Source organism: Blastopirellula marina DSM 3645 (genome assembly GCF_000153105.1).
Classification (GTDB): Bacteria; Planctomycetota; Planctomycetia; order Pirellulales; family Pirellulaceae; genus Blastopirellula; species Blastopirellula marina.
Genome location: NZ_CH672376.1, coordinates 3,163,008 through 3,178,646, shown reverse-complemented (window position 1 = coordinate 3,178,646; position 15,639 = coordinate 3,163,008). Strand labels below are relative to the sequence as shown.

Below are 15,639 nucleotides of genomic sequence, written 5' to 3'. Positions count from 1 at the left end.
AATTTCGCAACACGGTCTGGAGAATGCCGCCGTTGCGGTAGTACTCCATTTCAACCGGAGTGTCGATGCGGCACTTGGCTTGGAACTCCATGACGGTTCCGTCCGGCTTGGTCGTCTTGACCTTGACGTCGCCGCCGGGGAGCAAGCTGTCTTCGACCACGATATCAAACGACTCGTCGCCGGTCAGGCCGAGCGTCTCCCACGATTTGCCGGTGGGGAACTCCAACGGCAAGATTCCCATGCCAACCAGGTTGCTGCGATGAATCCGCTCAAAGCTAGAGGTGATGACCGCTTTAACGCCCAGCATGAAGGTTCCCTTGGCGGCCCAGTCGCGGCTGCTGCCGGTGCCATATTCTTTGCCGGCCAAGACCACCAGCGGCGTGCCGTCCGCTTTGTACTTCTCGGCGGCGTCGTAAATCGACATCACTTCGTCGGTCGGCAAGTAACGGGTCCAACCTCCTTCGGTGCCGGGGGCGAGACGATTGCGGATGCGAATGTTGGCGAAGGTGCCGCGATGCATCACGCGATCATTGCCGCGACGCGAACCGTAACTGTTGAAGTCGATCGGCTGCACGCCGTTTTCCATCAGGTAACGCCCTGCGGGTCCATCTTTGGCGATCGCTCCGGCAGGCGAGATATGATCGGTCGTGACCGAGTCGCCCAACAGCGCCAAGACGCGGGCTCCGGAGATCGGCTGAATCGTGTCCGGCTGTTGCCCCATCGCCACCATGAACGGCGGTTCTTGGATGTAGGTGCTCTCTGCGTTCCAGTCGTACAGCTCGCCCTCGACGACGGCGATTTTGTTCCAGGTAGGATTCGACTCGAACGCCGTTTCGTACTGATTGCGGAACATCTCCGGCTTCACCGCCGATTCGATCGTCGCGAGCACTTCTTCCGATGTGGGCCAGATGTCTTTCAAAAAGACATCGTTGCCTTCGCCATCTTGGCCCAGCGGCTCGGTCACCAGATCGATATCAGTGCTGCCGGCGATTGCGTACGCGACCACCAACGGCGGGCTCGCCAGATAGTTGGCTTTGACCAGCGGATTGACGCGACCTTCAAAGTTGCGATTGCCGCTCAAGACCGCCGAAGCGACCAGATTGCCGCTGGTCACCGCAGCGGCGACCGGATCGGGCAAGGGACCGCTGTTGCCGATGCAGGTCGTGCAGCCGTAGCCGACCAGGCTGAAGCCAAGCGTCTCCAGGTCATCCATCAGACCGGCTTTGATCAGATAGTCCGTCACGACGCGCGAACCCGGCGCCAGGCTCGTCTTCACGTAGGAAGGAACGCGCAGTCCCTTGGCCGCCGCGTTGCGAGCCAACAAACCGGCCGCCAACATGACCGACGGGTTGCTAGTGTTGGTGCAACTGGTGATCGCCGCGATCACGACGGCCCCGTGTCCGATTTCTTCCGACTTGCCGTTGTTCTTGACGGTTCCGGTGCTGCCCATTTCTTCGGCCGTCAGCGCGAAACCGCGTTGGTCGACCGGCGCCTTCAGCGAGCGATGGAATTCCGACTTCATGTTGGCCAGCGAAACGCGGTCTTGCGGGCGCTTCGGTCCGGCCATCGAAGGTTCGACCGTGCTGACGTCCAACTTCAACATCGTCGTGAACTTGGGAGTCGGCGCGTCATCGGTGCGGAAGACGCCCAGCTCTTTCGTGTACGTTTCGACCAGCGCAACTTCATCGTCGGTACGACCGGTGCGACGCAGGTAGTTGAGCGTTTCGGCGTCGACCGGGAAAAAGCCCATGGTGGCGCCATACTCGGGCGCCATGTTGGCGATCGTCGCGCGATCGGCCAGGCTCATCTTGCTGACGCCGTCGCCGAAGAACTCAACAAACTTGCCGACCACTCCTTCTTTTCGCAGGATCTGCGTGACGGTCAGCACCATGTCGGTCGCAGTGACGCCGGGGGGCAGTTCGCCGGTGATTTCAAAACCGACGACTTCCGGAGTCAGCATGTAGATCGGCTGGCCCAGCATGACCGCTTCGGCTTCGATCCCGCCGACGCCCCAACCGACGACGCCGAGGCCGTTGATCATGGTCGTGTGACTATCGGTGCCGACCAGCGTATCCGGAACGGCGACCGGGCCTTTTTCGTCTTGGCGAACGAAGACCCCTTTGGCCAGAAATTCCAAGTTCACTTGATGCACGATGCCGACGTTCGGCGGAACCGCGCGAAAATTATCGAGCGCTTTTTGGCCCCAGCGGAGGAACTCGTAACGTTCGCGATTGCGCTGGAATTCGAGCTCCACATTTCGCTCGAGCGAGTCCGCGTGGCCGAAGGCGTCGACCTGCACCGAGTGGTCAATGACCAGGTCGACTGGAATCAGCGGATTGATTTTGTTGGGGTCGCCGCCCAGTCGCTTCATGGCGCTGCGCATCGCGGCCAGATCGACCACGGCCGGCACGCCGGTAAAGTCTTGGAGAACGACGCGGGACGGCATGAAGGGAACTTCGCTGGGATCCGGGTTGTGGGGATTCCAAGCCGCCAAACGGCGAACGTCATCTTCCGAGACAATGAATCCGTCGCACGAACGGAGAACCGCTTCGAGCAGAATACGGATCGAATAAGGAAGCGAATCTACGTCGCAAAGTCCCTGATCCTGAAGCCGGCGAATCCGGTAAATCCCCATCTCTCCCTGAGGGGCCGAAAATGTATCGCGAGCGCCAAACGGATCGAAAACCGTACCCATGCGTCAATCTCTTTCCACAAAGTTGCACAAAATGAGCACGAACAGGCCGTCCTCACCAAGGGAGTGATTTTACCGCAATTTATGTTCGTTGTCTGCTAGGAATCGGCCGCCGCAGCGGTTGTATCTTCCGCCCCCAGACAGGCATAATCGGTCGCAGCTTCCTCCCAATCTGGCCGCTCCCAGGCGAAAGCGCGGAATAATCGATGAATTCAGAACAAGCGACCCTACCCAAGCTGAGCGAAGAGCGCTCGAACCTGCAAACAGGCGCTTTGCTAATACTAGCGGCGGTCGCGGTCTCCTTCGCCGTCGCCTACGCTCGCAGCATTTTGATTCCCTTTACGCTGGCGATCTTCTTGAATTATCTGGTCGCACCGATCGTCGATTTTTCGATGGTTCGGCTGCGATTTTCCAAATTTGCCGCCGTGTCGCTGGCCCTGTTGGTGGTCGGCTTGGCGCTCGTCAGCATGAGTTTCTTGGTCTTGCTGGTGATCCAAAGCATTTCAGATCCGCAAATGTTGAGACAGTTGGAGTTCGACCTGCAGCGCAAGCTCGATGCGATCGTGATTCAGGGATATGCGCTGGCCGACAGTTGGCTAGGAGTCCAATTTGACCGGCCTGACTCGGAATTGATCATCGCCGCGATCAAAACCAATTTAATTTCGCAAATGCCGTCGTACGCCCAGCAGTTGGGCGCATTGTTGATGAGTCTGGTCTCGAGCACCGCGCTGACGACGATCTTTGTCGGCTTTATGTTGGCCGGGCGCGATCCGTACAAAGTCTCGAAAGGGATGTACGCCGAGATCGATCAGAAGATCCGCCGCTACATTGCGACCAAGTTTATGATTTCGGCCGTGACCGGAATCTTGGTCTGGGTCTGTCTGGCGATGATGGGAATGCGACTGGCCTCTTTGTTTGGCTTGATGGCGTTCATGCTGAACTTCATCCCGTCGGTCGGTTCGATCATCGCGACGCTGCTGCCGATTCCGCTGGCGATCGTCGACTTTGACAGCGTCTGGATGATCGTGCTGGTGATCGGCGTTCCCGGGGCGATTCAAATGACGCTCGGCAATGTAATCGAACCCAAAATCATGGGAGACGGTTTGCAACTGCACCCGGTGACGATCCTGCTGAGTCTGACCTTTTGGGGCATGTTGTGGGGACCAGTCGGCATGGTGCTTGCCGTGCCGATCACGGCGACCCTGCGGATCGTGATGCTGCGGTTTGAGACAACCCGCGTCATCGGCAACCTGATGGCCGGCATCTTGCCGGAACACGAATAGAACGTGAACCGGCGGCGTAGAACGACGGAGAAAAAGGGGGCAGCTTAGTTGCCGAAGACGCCGACCCAATAGGTCGATCCGTCTCGTGCGACCGCATAGCCGTAACCAACCTGGCGAGCGCCGCTCAGCAGAATCGCGCGATGGCCGGGGCTGTTGAGCCAGCCTTGGAACGTCGCTTCGATGGACTTCGCGTTCCAGAGAATAATCTCACCGGAAGGGCTTCCTTGAAAATGGTGTCGACGAGCGCGAGCGACAAAGCCGCCGTTCACATGATGGCTGAACTGCCCTGTCTTGGCCATGTACCACGCATGATCCTGAGCGGCCTTGGTAAGTTCGGGGTTCATCTTTTGCGCCGGCAAGTTGTATTGCCCACGCACCGCGTTGGAATGCTTCCACATCTTCACCAAGCTTGGGTGATTATGGAGAAACGTATCTTTGACCTCTGCGTCCGCATTGTCGTCGGCCGTTTGCGGCTGGACGCTAGCGTCCTGGGCATGCAGCGAAGTCGCGAGGGCAAGCAAGACCGTGAGCGCAAAAAGTTTCTTCTGATCCGTCATATTGCTTTTGTGGGGGGGTAGGGTGGTAGGACTCCGTTCGAAGAAACGCATTTTTGCGGCCTGGGCAAAATGGTTCAACTCTCCCAATGGGCCGTAGGGTCCGAGAAACCGATGTTGCAGCGAGTGCTGATCCATTGCTATAACCCGCGACGAATAAAGAACTTGAGCCCAATAGCCGCGAGCCGTGAAACCATTTCAACGCGGAAGACCGCCCTCTTTTTTTTCACTCAAAATGCTCTGCATTGGGGTCGCGGCGGCGTGTGCGCTCGTTTTTTCGGGCTGTGCTTCGATCATTCCGAACAACGCTCGCAACTGGGCGCCCGATCAAACGCGGTTGCCGTCCTACGAGAATGTGGGCGGAAAGGTCACGATTCATAACGTCCGAAATTGTCGTTATGCGTCGTCTGACAATTACGTCATTCAGTACTACGACAAGCAATTCAACCTCAGCGATATCCAGTCGGTCGACTTTATTGTCGCACCGTTTAACGATACGCCGGCGGTCGCGCACACGATGCTAAGCTTTGGTCTGGCCAGCGGCGATCAGATTGTATCGTCGGTCGAAATCCGCAAAGAAGCGGACGAAGAGTACTCGGCCTGGAAGGGCTTTTTGAACCAGTACGAATTGATGTACGTCATCGGCGACGAGCGCGACATCATCAACCTTAGCTCGAACGAATATAAGAGCGACGTCTATCTCTATCCGACGATCGCGACGCCGCAGCAGTCGCAAGCGTTGTTGATCGACGTGTTAGAAAGAGCGAACCAATTGGCCGTAAAACCCGAGTTTTACAATACGGTTACGAACAATTGCACGACCAACATCGTGCGACACGTCAACGATTTGGCGCCAGACAAGGTCCGCTACAACTACAAAGTTCTGTTAACTGGCTATAGCGATTCGTACGCCTACGAGCTAGGATTACTGGATCAAAGCGTTCCCTTTGAAGAGCTGAAGAAACGGTCGCTCATCAGCGAGCTGGCCGAAAAATACGAATACGATCCTGACTTCTCCGCGAAAATTCGAAGGCGATAATTTTCTTACGATGACGCCTGCCGATATCCAAGCCGACCGACCGAACCGCACTCTCAAGATCGAGTGGTCGGATGGTCAGACAGGGTCGGTCGATTTCTGGTCGTTGCGCGTCAGCTGTCGTTGTGCTCGCTGTATTAGCGAACATACCGACGAGCGGATCTTGAACCCCGACGACGTGCCGCGCGACGTCAGCATCGACTCGATGGAACTGGTCGGCGGCTACGCGATCAAAATTCGCTGGACCGACGGCCACGACACCGGGCTGTATACCTGGGAACATCTCCGCGAAGCGACGATCGCCGGCTAGCACTGCCGCCCGTTTGCATCTTTTTGATGCGGAATTGCGCCAAACTTCATAATTCTTGATAGTTCGGCGTTGCTGTATGACGAAAATCGCATTAGATACGGCCTACTGTGATTTTGCTGCCAGTCTCAACACTTCCGGCAAGGAGGTCGGCAATGAGCGGCGTTGCATTCGCGTTTGCGGCCATGATGGCCGCCGTTTCGGCACAGCCAAGAGATCCTGCGGTGACGGATCGAGTTGATCTTGTAGAGATCAACCACTACTACGATCCGCAGGGAAGGCTCGTGTTCGATCAGGTGATTTTCTATGAATGGTCGTCGAAGAATGCTCGCTTCGACGTCGTCGCTTGGCGTCTTCTGAAAACGCCCGCACAAGTTCCGATACGGGATTGGAAGCGCGGCGGTTACGTCACGAGTTGGCGTGACGGAGACGTCATTCGGCAGGTCCGCTCTATCCAGCGTCGCGAGACCTGGACGCGGCATGACCCAGAACTTGTGGAGCGCGATTACTTACCGCGCGAGTTACGGCGCGGCCTGACTAGGCAATTGGCCGAGCGTTAAGCGCTAGTTGGCGATCAGCGCGGCGTCTTCGCCTAGCACAAATACTTGAATCAGCAGCAACGCCATCGATTGGCCGTTGAGCAGAAAGTGGACGACAACGCACGGCGTCAAGCGCCGCGTTCGTTGATAGAGATACCCTAGCCCCAACGCGAGGAAAAAGAGGGGGATCGGCGCGAGACCTTGCCCCAGATGCATCAGCGCGAAGAACGACGCGCTGAGCAAAATTGGTCCGCAAATTTGCAACACGTTTCGCTGACGAACTACTTCCGGCGATTCATACTCCGTCGTCGGAACCGCAGGCGCCGCGATCGGCGAGTGAAACGGATTTTCGCCTTCGCTGGCGGCCGCGACGGCCGTGATGATCTCGTGCTCCGACGCTTGTTCCACGGTTTCCGTTTCGGTCGGCGGCGCATCGTCACTCGACAGCCAACGGACGCGCCCCAGCAAGACGTTGCTGACCTTCAAACGCCCGTCAACCGTATCTTGCAGCCAACCCTGAAAGAGTCCGCGAAAGAAAAACTCTTCAAACAACGGCGCCGCGACCACCGCCGCCGCGACCGAAGCGACAGCCATCGGCACGCTTTTGTCTTTGACCAGCATATCGATCAGCGGATGCTCGTATGGCTTCAAGTAAGCGAGAATTGCCTGCAGGATCAAGGTCGGCACGACCAGCATGCCGAAGGCGGCGATCCCCAACAGCAAGTCGGCGAAGAACTTCTCGCCGCGCTGACCGAACAGTTGCAGCCCATAGCCGCGCACGACGATCAGCCCCGAAACGGCGAGCAGCGACAAGATTTCGGCGCCCGAAAAGGCCAAGATCATCGCCGCTTGTTGGACGGCGTCCAGCGACTCCTCTTTGATCGGCAGCTTGGCCCCGGTCACCGCCATCGCGATCCCCTGAAAGCCGGCCATCAACGTCAACGCGATCAGAATCGTGGCCACGATATCGATCAGGCCCCAACTAATCGGTTGGCCGGCCTCTTGCCGCAAGATCGGCTCGCCCCGCAATAGCTGGCGCAGCGACCAACTCCAGCCAGAGATGCAGATCACCAACAGCAGCGCCATCAAGCAAAGCACCGCGAATCCGAATAAAATTTGTCCCATGCGAGACTCACGTGGTGGTCGATTGATCGCGAATCATCTTCGCTGCAGCGAAGATGTAAATGACGCCAGAATGCACTGTCGACGCGACCGCCAACCAAGCGGAGATCAGCGCCGTCCATTCTAACGCCAGCGTATAAGGGCCCGCTGTCGTCTGTTGAACATACGCCAGAACGACCATCGATGCGACGGCCGCGACGCATTGCAACACCATTTTGATCTTGCCGGGCATATTGGCCGAAAAGTCGCCGCCGTGCTGTTCGATAAAACTGCGGAGCACGGTCACTAGCATCTCGCGGCCGGCGATCACCACCGCCATCCAGGCCGCAATCTGCGATCCAGGCTCGGCGGCGAGAAAGATAAACGTGCCGCAGATGATGATTTTGTCGACGAAGGGATCAAAGACGCGGCCGACCTGGGTCACCTCGTTATATTTGCGGGCCCAATAGCCATCCATCCAATCGGTCGCCGCCGCAATGATAAAAACGACCGCCGCAGCGACGTATTGCCCCCACGGCAGCAGCACAAAGACCGCGATAGACAAGAGAAAACGGGCCAGCGTGATCGCATTCGGCACGTTGACCACTTTGGTCGACGCCATCGGCTTGGTGTCAGCAGCAGTCATGATGCCCATCGCCAGAGAGGAGAGTTCGGATTGGGGGCGCCAACTAACGCGGCGTATCGACCGCTGCGCCAATCAAATCGTATTCATGGGTCGCGACAATCTCGGTCTTTACGATCTGACCTGCGGCGAGGCCTTCGCCTGAGACGAACACGACGCAATCGACGTCCGGCGCGTCATGCTTTGTTCGGCCGATCCATGCGGTCGCTTGTCCCGGCACTTGTTGATCAAGGATGACGTCCATCGTCGTGCCGACCAGCGCGTCGTTGCGATCGAAGACGACCTCTTGCTGCACTTCCATCAGGCGATCACGACGCTCGGCGGCGACTTCTTCAGGCAACGCATCAGGCAGTTTGACCGCCGGCGTTCCTTCTTCGCGTGAGTAGGTGAAGACGCCGACGCGCTCGAACTTTTGCTCGGCGACAAAGCCGCACAGTTCCTCAAATTGCTCGTCGGTTTCGCCGGGGAAGCCGGTGATGAACGTCGTGCGAATCGCGAGGTCCGGAATGAACTTTCGCATCCGCGCGATCGTATCTTCGGTCGAGCTGCGCGTCACGCGGCGCGACATGCGACGCAGCATCGTGTCATTGATGTGCTGCAGCGGCATGTCGATGTAAGGGACGATCTTGTCAGCGTCAGCGATCGTTTGCAGCAGGTGATCGTCGATATACATCGGGTAGAAGTACATCAAGCGGATCCAGTCGAACCCTTTCACGTCGTTCAGTTGCTTTAGCAACGGAGCCAACCGAGGTTCGCCGTACAGGTCGAGCCCATAGTAGGTGGTGTCTTGCGCAACGACGATCAATTCGCGTACGCCGTCGGCGGCCAGTTCTTCCGCTTCGCGGATCACTTCTTCCATCGGCTTGGTCGCGTGCTTGCCGCGCATCTTGGGGATCGCGCAGAAGGTGCAAAGCCGATCGCAACCTTCCGAAACCTTCAGATAGGCGAAGTGCTTCGGCGTGATCCGCAAGCGATGACGATCTTCGAGCGCACGAACCGGGGCAGGGCGAAAGACTTCGCGCTGCTCATCCAAGTTCCCCACCAGACGATCAGCGACCTTGGTGATCTCTTCGCGTCCGAAGACGCCGACCACCTGATCGATCTCGGGGCAATCGAGCAACAGTTGTTCTTTTTGACGTTCGGCCAGACAGCCGCAAACGACGACGCCACGGATCTTCCCTTGGCGCTTCAGCTCCAGCATCTCATGAATCGCGGCGAACGATTCGGTGCGAGCCGCTTCGATAAATCCGCAAGTGTTGACCACCACAAAATCGGCGCCCACCGGCTCTTGCACCAGCGAATAACCGTCGATCTGCAGCAGACCAAGCATCCGCTCGCTGTCGACCAGGTTTTTCGGGCAGCCGAGACTGACGAAGGAGTAAGACCCCTTCGACGCGCCGGTCGACTTGCACGAGGTAGCGGGTGAAGCGGATTGATCGAGTATCGGTAGTTGCGTCATCGAATATCTTTGATCCAGGCTCTAGTGAGCCGATGTCGATTCGCCGGGGCTGGAACAACAACCAGCGGCGAGTTCCGGTTTGGCTCGCCCTCTGAAAGAGGAAAAGGGCCGCGCGGAAAACCTTTATCGTACTCTTCACGGGCGAAATCGGCGAGAGGCGAAACCCGCTAAGATGCGGTATTCCCTGCGGCTATCCCGGCCGAAACGGCCAATTGCAGGTCGCGCAAACGGAACGGTTGGCCCAGAATCGTCGTAAATCCGACTTGGCTGGCCAACTGCTGATCCTCCCAGCGGGGCAAGCCGATGCATAAGATCCGGCTGGGGGAGGGATGATCGGCGAGAAACTGGGTCGCATCGTCGACCGACTTGGGCCCCCAATCCCAGGGCTGGTACAACACGCAGGCAATCGCCGAGGCTCGCACTTTTTCGCCCCCCGCGCGCCAAACGGCCGATAGACCGAAACTTTGTACGGCATCGGCCCAAAACTGGAAATCGGCTTGCCGGTCAGCGGCGATCACGGCCAGTCCCGACAGGACCTCCATTTCGCCCAGATCACGCAGTATCGCTTCTTCGGGGGACGCGGTCAGCGGCGACCGTTCGCCGGACGATGTGAACAGGGCTTCCAGCCGATTGGCGGCGGATTGCCACGGGATCAACTCGGCCCCGGGGATCAGTTTGCCGGTTCGCAATTCTCCGGCCGTCCAAAATCCGGCGATTGCAATCCAGCGAGCTAGCGGATGTCGCCGGCGCAGCGCGGCGAGTTCGGTTGCCGGGAACTGCCCGATACGGCTTTGCAGCACGACAATCCAGGCAGGCGAATCAGATTCTGCTTCGGTAGAAACGATTGCGGAGAGTGAGAACCGGCAATCGGCTTGTTGGCGGAGCACGGTGATCGCGGCGGCAAACTCGGCCGCTGAAGCGTCTCCCACGACCAGCACAGATCGCTGCATAGGGTTCGCCTTACAAGTCTTCTTCAAATTCGGCGATCATTTCGATCGTCGCGATCGGGTCGGCGGCGTCACGCAGCTTGGTGTAAAACGCCGAGTCGCTGATAACGCGGCTCAGCCGGGCCAACGTCCGTAGGTGCGAACGATCATCGACCGACGCGATCAGAAAAAAGACGTCGGTCAAAATTCCGCGGCTGCCGCCAAACGGGACCCCTTGATAGGTGCGCCCCAAGCAAAGAAAACCTTCGCTGATGATGTCCGGCAAAGGTCGCCGCGGGTGAAGCAGCGCCACGCCGTTATCGAGCGCAGTGGTATGCATATTTTCGCGAGTCAGGACCGCGTCCGACATTTTCGCCGGGTCCCACAGCAACTGGGCTTCGGCCGCGAGTTCGCAAAGTTCTGAAATTATTTTTCGCGGCGATTTCCCCATCAGCGGCGTTTTGATCGTTTCGGGGCGCAGCATGTCGGCGATCGATACGACTTCATCGTCGCTGGAACCGCTGCGATCGAGCACGCTTTCGACCTGCACAAGCTCCGCTTCGTCCGAAAGTCCGATCCGATCTTCCAGCCAATGGTGGATGTCGGCTTGGCTAAAACGCCATTGTCCGGCGACCTTGCGGCCGGGAACGGTACCCCGGTTCGCGAGCTTTTCGACCTGTGGCGGGGTCAAATGGAGGTACGCGGCAAGTTGATCGATATCGAAATCCTGGCTAGCCATCGGAAGAACCCAGAAGGGAGTTTGGGGGCATTCCATCAATCTATGCGACGAGCGGTTTTCGTCCAACCCACCCTCGCTAGCAAAATAATGAGCGGCAAAGCCGGGTTGACTCTTGAGCCTTTTTGGGAAACATTCTTGGGGAATCGAAACGGTCGGAAGTTGCTTGCGAAAAGATTCGCTCGCTAGAACTTCTCGGCCGCGGCGACGTAGGACTGTTGGAACGGATTCCGATAGCACGTCCCATTCGATCAAAGTCGCAGCAGGCAAGGAGGCCGAACATGACTTTGTCCACGCAGCCTACGTCCGCGGTATCGCTTCGCCGGTTGTTACCCGGCGCCAAAATCCTTGGCGCCGAGGACATCGTCGTCCGCTCATGTGCGGCGAATTCTAAGCTTTGTCTTCCTGACGATCTGTTTGTCGCCATGGTCGGCGCTCATCAAGATGGGCACGATTTTGTCGAAGAAGCGATCGCCAACGGCGCTTCGGCGATTTTGTCCGAGCGAGCCCTGCCGACGACGCGCCCGGTTTGCATCGTTGAAAATACCCAAAGCGCCTACGCCCAAATCTGCCAGGCCTTGGCCGGAGATCCCTCGAAACGGATGCGGGTCATCGGCGTCACCGGCACCAACGGCAAAACCACCGTTTGCCGCCTGATTCAGTCCATCATGGAAACGGCCGGAGCGACGGTCGGCATGTCCTCTTCGCTCGGATACGACAACGGATACGATCGTCAGCCATGGGATTGCACCACGCCGAACGCCGCCGTTTTGGCCGATCTCCTCTCGCGGATGGAATACAACGGCTGCACGCATGCCGTCGTTGAAGCTTCTAGCGAAGCTCTCTCGCGGGATCGCTTGGATGGGATCGAACTCGACGCGGTGGCGATCACCAATTTGCGCCAAGATCATCTCGATGTTCATGGTTCGGTCACCAATTATCATCGAGCCAAAAAGAAAATTCTCGGCAGATTGCGCGAAACAGGCTTCGCCGTCGTCAACGCGGACGACTCTGCTTGCAACAAACTTCTCTCTCAGATCGAGACGCCGGCGTTGTCGGTCGCGCTGCATGGCGCCGCCGAAATCACCGCTAGCGTCGTCGAACGCCACAAAAGCGAACAAACTTTTTTACTATCCGCAGGCGACGAAACCGTCCCCGTCTGTACGCGGATGATCGGCGATCACCATGTTTACAATTGTCTGGTCGCCGCGGCGGTTGGATTGGTTTACGGCGTTGACCTGAAGACCGTCGTTCGCGGTCTAGAGCGAGTCGATTCGATCCCCGGCCGAATGCAACGGATTGAGTGTGGTCAGCCGTTTGGCGTCTTTGTCGATCTAGCGCACACGCACGACGCTTTGGCGATGGCGCTCAAGGCGCTTCGCCGTGTGACGCATGGTCGCGTGATCTGCGTCTATGGGGCCGACGGCTTAGGCGATCCCAGCAAACGTCCGCTGCTGGGCCGCGTCGCTGAGCGCGGCGCCGATCTGTCGCTGATCACCAGTGCAAACCCCGGAGACGAAAGTCCGCTGGAAGTCATTCATGACATTTTAGACGGCTACGAACGTCCGGCCCGAGCCCACGTGATGCCCAATCGCGCCGCCGCGATCGAGTGGGCCCTGTCCGAAGCGCAAACCGGCGATACGGTGCTGATCGCCGGCCGCGGAACGCCAAATCTGCAAACATTGCGCGAAGAAGAACTGCCGCTCGACGACGTGCAAATCGCGCAAAGCTGGCTCTATCAAGATTCACGCGGACTAGAAGTAGACGTAACAGTCGAGGATGACGGCCCAGTGCTGCTGAAATTTCCGCGGGGGTAAATAAAGAACCGGCGGCCTTCCCTCCTCGTATAGGCCGCACGGCGAGCAAGGGAATGCGGTCCCACGATTCGAAAGCGGTTCGAACTATCCCGCCAAATTCCCTCAGCTCGCGCCTCGCTCAGGCTACGAAGAAAGCCTTAGTGCTTCGCGCTGCAAGCGTTCAGCCCGACAACGCCGGCGATGATCAATAGAATGCTGATCAGCTTGACCGGCGAGAAGGTTTCGCGAAAGAAACAAATGCCGATCACGGCGATCAGCGCCGTGCCGACGCCTGACCAGACCGCATAGGCGTGGCTGACGTCGATCTTATTGAGCGCGAACGTCAGCGCCGTGAAAGAGCCTGCGTAAAAAAAGAAGAGCAACAGCGACGGCAGAGGACGCGTGAAGCCCTCTGACATTTTCATCGACGTCGTGCCGGCGACTTCTAACAAAATGGCGCCGGCCAAGAATACCCAAGGTTGCATCATGTTCGTCGCCTCGGGTTTTGCCTATCGCACGCGATAGTTGGCGACTGCGATGTCCCCATAATAGGTTTCGTTGTCGCGGAGAATGTAAAACTTGATCGGCCGCTTCTGCGCGATGATGTCGCTCTTCAAGATGTATTCCAAATTGTCGACCGAGATCGTTTCCCATTCGTGCATCCCGACCAACACGTCTCCCACGCGAATCTGCTGGCGAGCCGCAGGGCTATAGGCTTTGACCGCCGTAATCTTTAGGCCGCCGCGATAGCGCGTGTTGTTCGAGCGGAACTCGTTGGTCGGCACCATCTGCACGCGAATGCCGAGCAAGTCCCAAGCGGCGTCAACCAGCGCGTTGGCGCCTCCTTGGCCTTGCAGCACCAGGGCGAGCGACTTTTCGTCTCCTTCGCCCCGCTGCAGTTTCAGCGAGACTTCTTCGCCTGTCTCGTGATCGAGCAATGCACGTTCGATATCCAACATCCAGCAGATATCCAGTTCGTCGACCGAAGTAATCACGTCCCCAGCCTGAACGCCGCAGAGCGAAGCAGGGCTGTTCGGATCGACCGACTTGACATGCATTTGAGCGACGCCGTCGACAAACTTGGTTTCGCCGGTGATGCCGTGCCAGTGTCGATCCAGACGCTCGATCGACATTAACTGCGAAGCGATGTCCATTACGGTATCGACCGGAATCGCGAAGCCGATTCCTTGGGCGCCGACGCGAACGGCGACATTGATGCCGATCATTTCGCCGTCGATGTTCAGCAGCGGACCGCCGCTATTGCCGGGATTGATGCTGGCGTCCGTTTGGATCAAGTCGTAGTATTTTTGCGTGTCGCTGACCTGAACGGTGCGGTGCAAAGCGCTGATGATGCCGCGCGTGACCGAGTTCTCGTAGCCGTAGGCGTTGCCAACGGCGATCACCGTCTCGCCCGGCATCAGATCTGATGACGTGCCTGTCTTGACGACCGGAAGCGGCTTTTCGGCTTCGACCTTGATTAGGGCCAAGTCGGTCTTTTCGTCGAAAGCGATCAGTTGGGCGACGTAAGTCGTTCCGTCGTGCAGCGTGACCTGAATTCGCCGGACGCCTTCGACGACGTGCTGGTTGGTGATGATGTAGCCGCGTTCGTCCACAACAACGCCGGTCCCCATGCCGTTTACCTGGCGGGGTGCGTCGCCGATGGCGCTGGCCGTGGAGATCGTTTTGTGACCGTGAATATTCACGATCGACTCTTTCACCCCTTGCACCGCTTTGACGATCGGCGTCACGCGGAGTTCGGTGCCGGCCGCAGTGCGAAGCGTCGGGCAGGACGCCAAGCAGGCCAGAACGAACAGGCTTAGGAGATGACGCGAGGCAGGGTGACGCATAGAGGTCTCGTCGTTCCGTGAGTCGAGTCGAGTTCGGCTTCGTACGCCCATCCGGCGAAACGACGCAGGCAATTAGGCTCGAAACTTTCATCGGAACAGCGGGATTCCCCGCTTGATACGTCTAATGACAACCCGCAGACTCAACCTAGCTTGACAGCCTTCCAGCTAGCATCCAACAAGCCTATTGCGCTGTGGCGCAAAACTACTGAAATAGCTGGAGTTTACGACGCCGACTTGATGCGCCACGTCCCTTGGATGGGGCGAATTTCGGCGGGCTGATCGAGGTCGATCTGCGTCGGCAGGGGCGCGATGATCGGTTTCGCATGGACCGTCGGCGGCGGCAGAGGTTGCGGAGCTTTCGTTTCGACCGGCGGGATCGAAATCGCCTCGGCCGGCGGCGCCGGCATCCGAGCCGGAGCTGGAGCCGGAATTACAATCGGCGCGGCTAACTCGGGGACGTCTGGCATTTCGACTTCGACCGTGCGCCGCATGAGTTCTGGCGGCGAATATTCTACCCGCGGAGCGAACGCAGGCCGCGTCGGCACCGGATGGAATTTCGGTCGCGGCGGAATCATCGGCTGGTCAAAGGCGACTACCTGATGCTCTGGCCCCGCAGAATTGTGATCTTGCGATCCTGTTGTAGCAGTCTGGCAAGCTGCGTCGCATGTCGGCAGCGCCATCGAGTCACGATATCGCACGCCAAAACAGCCAACGGCTTGC

The 15,639-nt window shown here is 58.3% G+C and carries 15 protein-coding genes; 5 read left to right on the top strand and 10 right to left on the bottom strand.

Features of this window, described 5'->3' with window-relative positions; translation table 11 throughout:
- The coding region (acnA, locus tag DSM3645_RS14880; protein WP_002653043.1) for an aconitate hydratase AcnA at positions 1 to 2,695 on the bottom strand (2,695 nt) is incomplete at its 3' end.
- A 203-nt stretch (positions 2,696 to 2,898) separates the two neighbouring features.
- Here acnA and DSM3645_RS28365 point away from each other — a divergent pair.
- Entirely contained in the window at positions 2,899 to 3,975 is a 1,077-nt protein-coding gene (locus DSM3645_RS28365; protein WP_002653042.1) for an AI-2E family transporter, read from the top strand.
- A 44-nt stretch (positions 3,976 to 4,019) separates the two neighbouring features.
- Here DSM3645_RS28365 and DSM3645_RS28360 read toward each other — a convergent pair whose 3' ends face one another.
- Positions 4,020 to 4,532, bottom strand: a complete 513-nt coding sequence (locus DSM3645_RS28360) for a CAP domain-containing protein (protein ID WP_161603348.1) — start codon at positions 4,530 to 4,532, stop codon at positions 4,020 to 4,022.
- A 232-nt stretch (positions 4,533 to 4,764) separates the two neighbouring features.
- On the opposite strand from DSM3645_RS28360, the gene DSM3645_RS14865 reads away from it, so the two are divergent.
- From DSM3645_RS14865 to DSM3645_RS14855, 3 genes are all read left to right on the top strand, one after another.
- On the top strand, positions 4,765 to 5,568 hold the full coding sequence (locus DSM3645_RS14865; RefSeq protein WP_002653040.1) for a lipoprotein N-acyltransferase Lnb domain-containing protein: 804 nt from the start codon (positions 4,765 to 4,767) through the stop codon (positions 5,566 to 5,568).
- A 10-nt stretch (positions 5,569 to 5,578) separates the two neighbouring features.
- Positions 5,579 to 5,875, top strand: a complete 297-nt coding sequence (locus DSM3645_RS14860) for a DUF971 domain-containing protein (protein ID WP_002653039.1) — start codon at positions 5,579 to 5,581, stop codon at positions 5,873 to 5,875.
- 152 nt (positions 5,876 to 6,027) lie between these two features.
- Positions 6,028 to 6,432 (top strand): hypothetical protein, encoded by a 405-nt coding sequence (locus DSM3645_RS14855; protein WP_002653038.1) that lies wholly within the window; start codon positions 6,028 to 6,030, stop codon positions 6,430 to 6,432.
- A 3-nt stretch (positions 6,433 to 6,435) separates the two neighbouring features.
- On the opposite strand, the gene DSM3645_RS14850 is transcribed toward DSM3645_RS14855, so the two are convergent.
- The 5 genes from DSM3645_RS14850 to DSM3645_RS14830 form a co-directional block, all read right to left on the bottom strand.
- On the bottom strand, positions 6,436 to 7,536 hold the full coding sequence (locus DSM3645_RS14850) for a CPBP family intramembrane glutamic endopeptidase (RefSeq protein ID WP_002653037.1): 1,101 nt from the start codon (positions 7,534 to 7,536) through the stop codon (positions 6,436 to 6,438).
- 7 nt (positions 7,537 to 7,543) lie between these two features.
- Entirely contained in the window at positions 7,544 to 8,158 is a 615-nt protein-coding gene (gene pgsA / locus DSM3645_RS14845) for a CDP-diacylglycerol--glycerol-3-phosphate 3-phosphatidyltransferase (RefSeq protein ID WP_237564823.1), read from the bottom strand.
- Positions 8,159 to 8,201: 43 nt separating this feature from the next.
- Complete coding sequence (rimO, locus tag DSM3645_RS14840) at positions 8,202 to 9,614, bottom strand: 30S ribosomal protein S12 methylthiotransferase RimO (RefSeq protein WP_050769385.1); 1,413 nt, start codon at positions 9,612 to 9,614, stop codon at positions 8,202 to 8,204.
- 167 nt (positions 9,615 to 9,781) lie between these two features.
- Positions 9,782 to 10,564, bottom strand: a complete 783-nt coding sequence (locus DSM3645_RS14835) for a hypothetical protein (RefSeq protein ID WP_002653034.1) — start codon at positions 10,562 to 10,564, stop codon at positions 9,782 to 9,784.
- 10 nt (positions 10,565 to 10,574) lie between these two features.
- Positions 10,575 to 11,279, bottom strand: coding sequence for a PTS sugar transporter subunit IIA (locus DSM3645_RS14830; protein WP_040351869.1), 705 nt, complete (start codon positions 11,277 to 11,279; stop codon positions 10,575 to 10,577).
- A gap of 278 nt (positions 11,280 to 11,557) precedes the next feature.
- Here DSM3645_RS14830 and DSM3645_RS14825 point away from each other — a divergent pair, with 278 nt between their 5' ends.
- Positions 11,558 to 13,093, top strand: coding sequence for a UDP-N-acetylmuramoyl-L-alanyl-D-glutamate--2,6-diaminopimelate ligase (locus DSM3645_RS14825; RefSeq protein ID WP_040351868.1), 1,536 nt, complete (start codon positions 11,558 to 11,560; stop codon positions 13,091 to 13,093).
- Between the two features lie 137 nt (positions 13,094 to 13,230).
- Here DSM3645_RS14825 and DSM3645_RS14820 read toward each other — a convergent pair whose 3' ends face one another.
- The 3 genes from DSM3645_RS14820 to DSM3645_RS14810 all read right to left on the bottom strand — a co-directional run bounded on the left by DSM3645_RS14820 (position 13,231) and on the right by DSM3645_RS14810 (position 15,617).
- Entirely contained in the window at positions 13,231 to 13,560 is a 330-nt protein-coding gene (locus tag DSM3645_RS14820; RefSeq protein ID WP_002653031.1) for a DMT family transporter, read from the bottom strand.
- Positions 13,561 to 13,581: 21 nt separating this feature from the next.
- On the bottom strand, positions 13,582 to 14,919 hold the full coding sequence (locus tag DSM3645_RS14815) for a trypsin-like peptidase domain-containing protein (protein WP_161603347.1): 1,338 nt from the start codon (positions 14,917 to 14,919) through the stop codon (positions 13,582 to 13,584).
- 221 nt (positions 14,920 to 15,140) lie between these two features.
- Positions 15,141 to 15,617: a hypothetical protein gene (locus DSM3645_RS14810; RefSeq protein ID WP_131282596.1), complete on the bottom strand. Its 477-nt coding sequence runs from the start codon at positions 15,615 to 15,617 to the stop codon at positions 15,141 to 15,143.
- Between the last annotated feature and the right edge of the window lie 22 nt (positions 15,618 to 15,639).

Excerpts from the sequence above, each read along its gene's own strand:
- DSM3645_RS14825 (WP_040351868.1), top strand. The coding sequence starts at position 11,558 with ATGACTTTGTCCACGCAGCCTACGTCCGCGGTATCGCTTCGCCGGTTG.
- rimO (WP_050769385.1), bottom strand. The coding sequence starts at position 9,614 with ATGACGCAACTACCGATACTCGATCAATCCGCTTCACCCGCTACCTCG.
- DSM3645_RS14830 (WP_040351869.1), bottom strand. The coding sequence starts at position 11,279 with ATGGCTAGCCAGGATTTCGATATCGATCAACTTGCCGCGTACCTCCAT.
- DSM3645_RS14815 (WP_161603347.1), bottom strand. The coding sequence starts at position 14,919 with ATGCGTCACCCTGCCTCGCGTCATCTCCTAAGCCTGTTCGTTCTGGCC.
- DSM3645_RS14855 (WP_002653038.1), top strand. The coding sequence starts at position 6,028 with ATGAGCGGCGTTGCATTCGCGTTTGCGGCCATGATGGCCGCCGTTTCG.
- DSM3645_RS14835 (WP_002653034.1), bottom strand. The coding sequence starts at position 10,564 with ATGCAGCGATCTGTGCTGGTCGTGGGAGACGCTTCAGCGGCCGAGTTT.
- DSM3645_RS14820 (WP_002653031.1), bottom strand. The coding sequence starts at position 13,560 with ATGATGCAACCTTGGGTATTCTTGGCCGGCGCCATTTTGTTAGAAGTC.
- DSM3645_RS28360 (WP_161603348.1), bottom strand. The coding sequence starts at position 4,532 with ATGACGGATCAGAAGAAACTTTTTGCGCTCACGGTCTTGCTTGCCCTC.
- DSM3645_RS14850 (WP_002653037.1), bottom strand. The coding sequence starts at position 7,536 with ATGGGACAAATTTTATTCGGATTCGCGGTGCTTTGCTTGATGGCGCTG.
- DSM3645_RS14860 (WP_002653039.1), top strand. The coding sequence starts at position 5,579 with ATGACGCCTGCCGATATCCAAGCCGACCGACCGAACCGCACTCTCAAG.
- DSM3645_RS14865 (WP_002653040.1), top strand. The coding sequence starts at position 4,765 with ATGCTCTGCATTGGGGTCGCGGCGGCGTGTGCGCTCGTTTTTTCGGGC.
- pgsA (WP_237564823.1), bottom strand. The coding sequence starts at position 8,158 with ATGACTGCTGCTGACACCAAGCCGATGGCGTCGACCAAAGTGGTCAAC.
- DSM3645_RS28365 (WP_002653042.1), top strand. The coding sequence starts at position 2,899 with ATGAATTCAGAACAAGCGACCCTACCCAAGCTGAGCGAAGAGCGCTCG.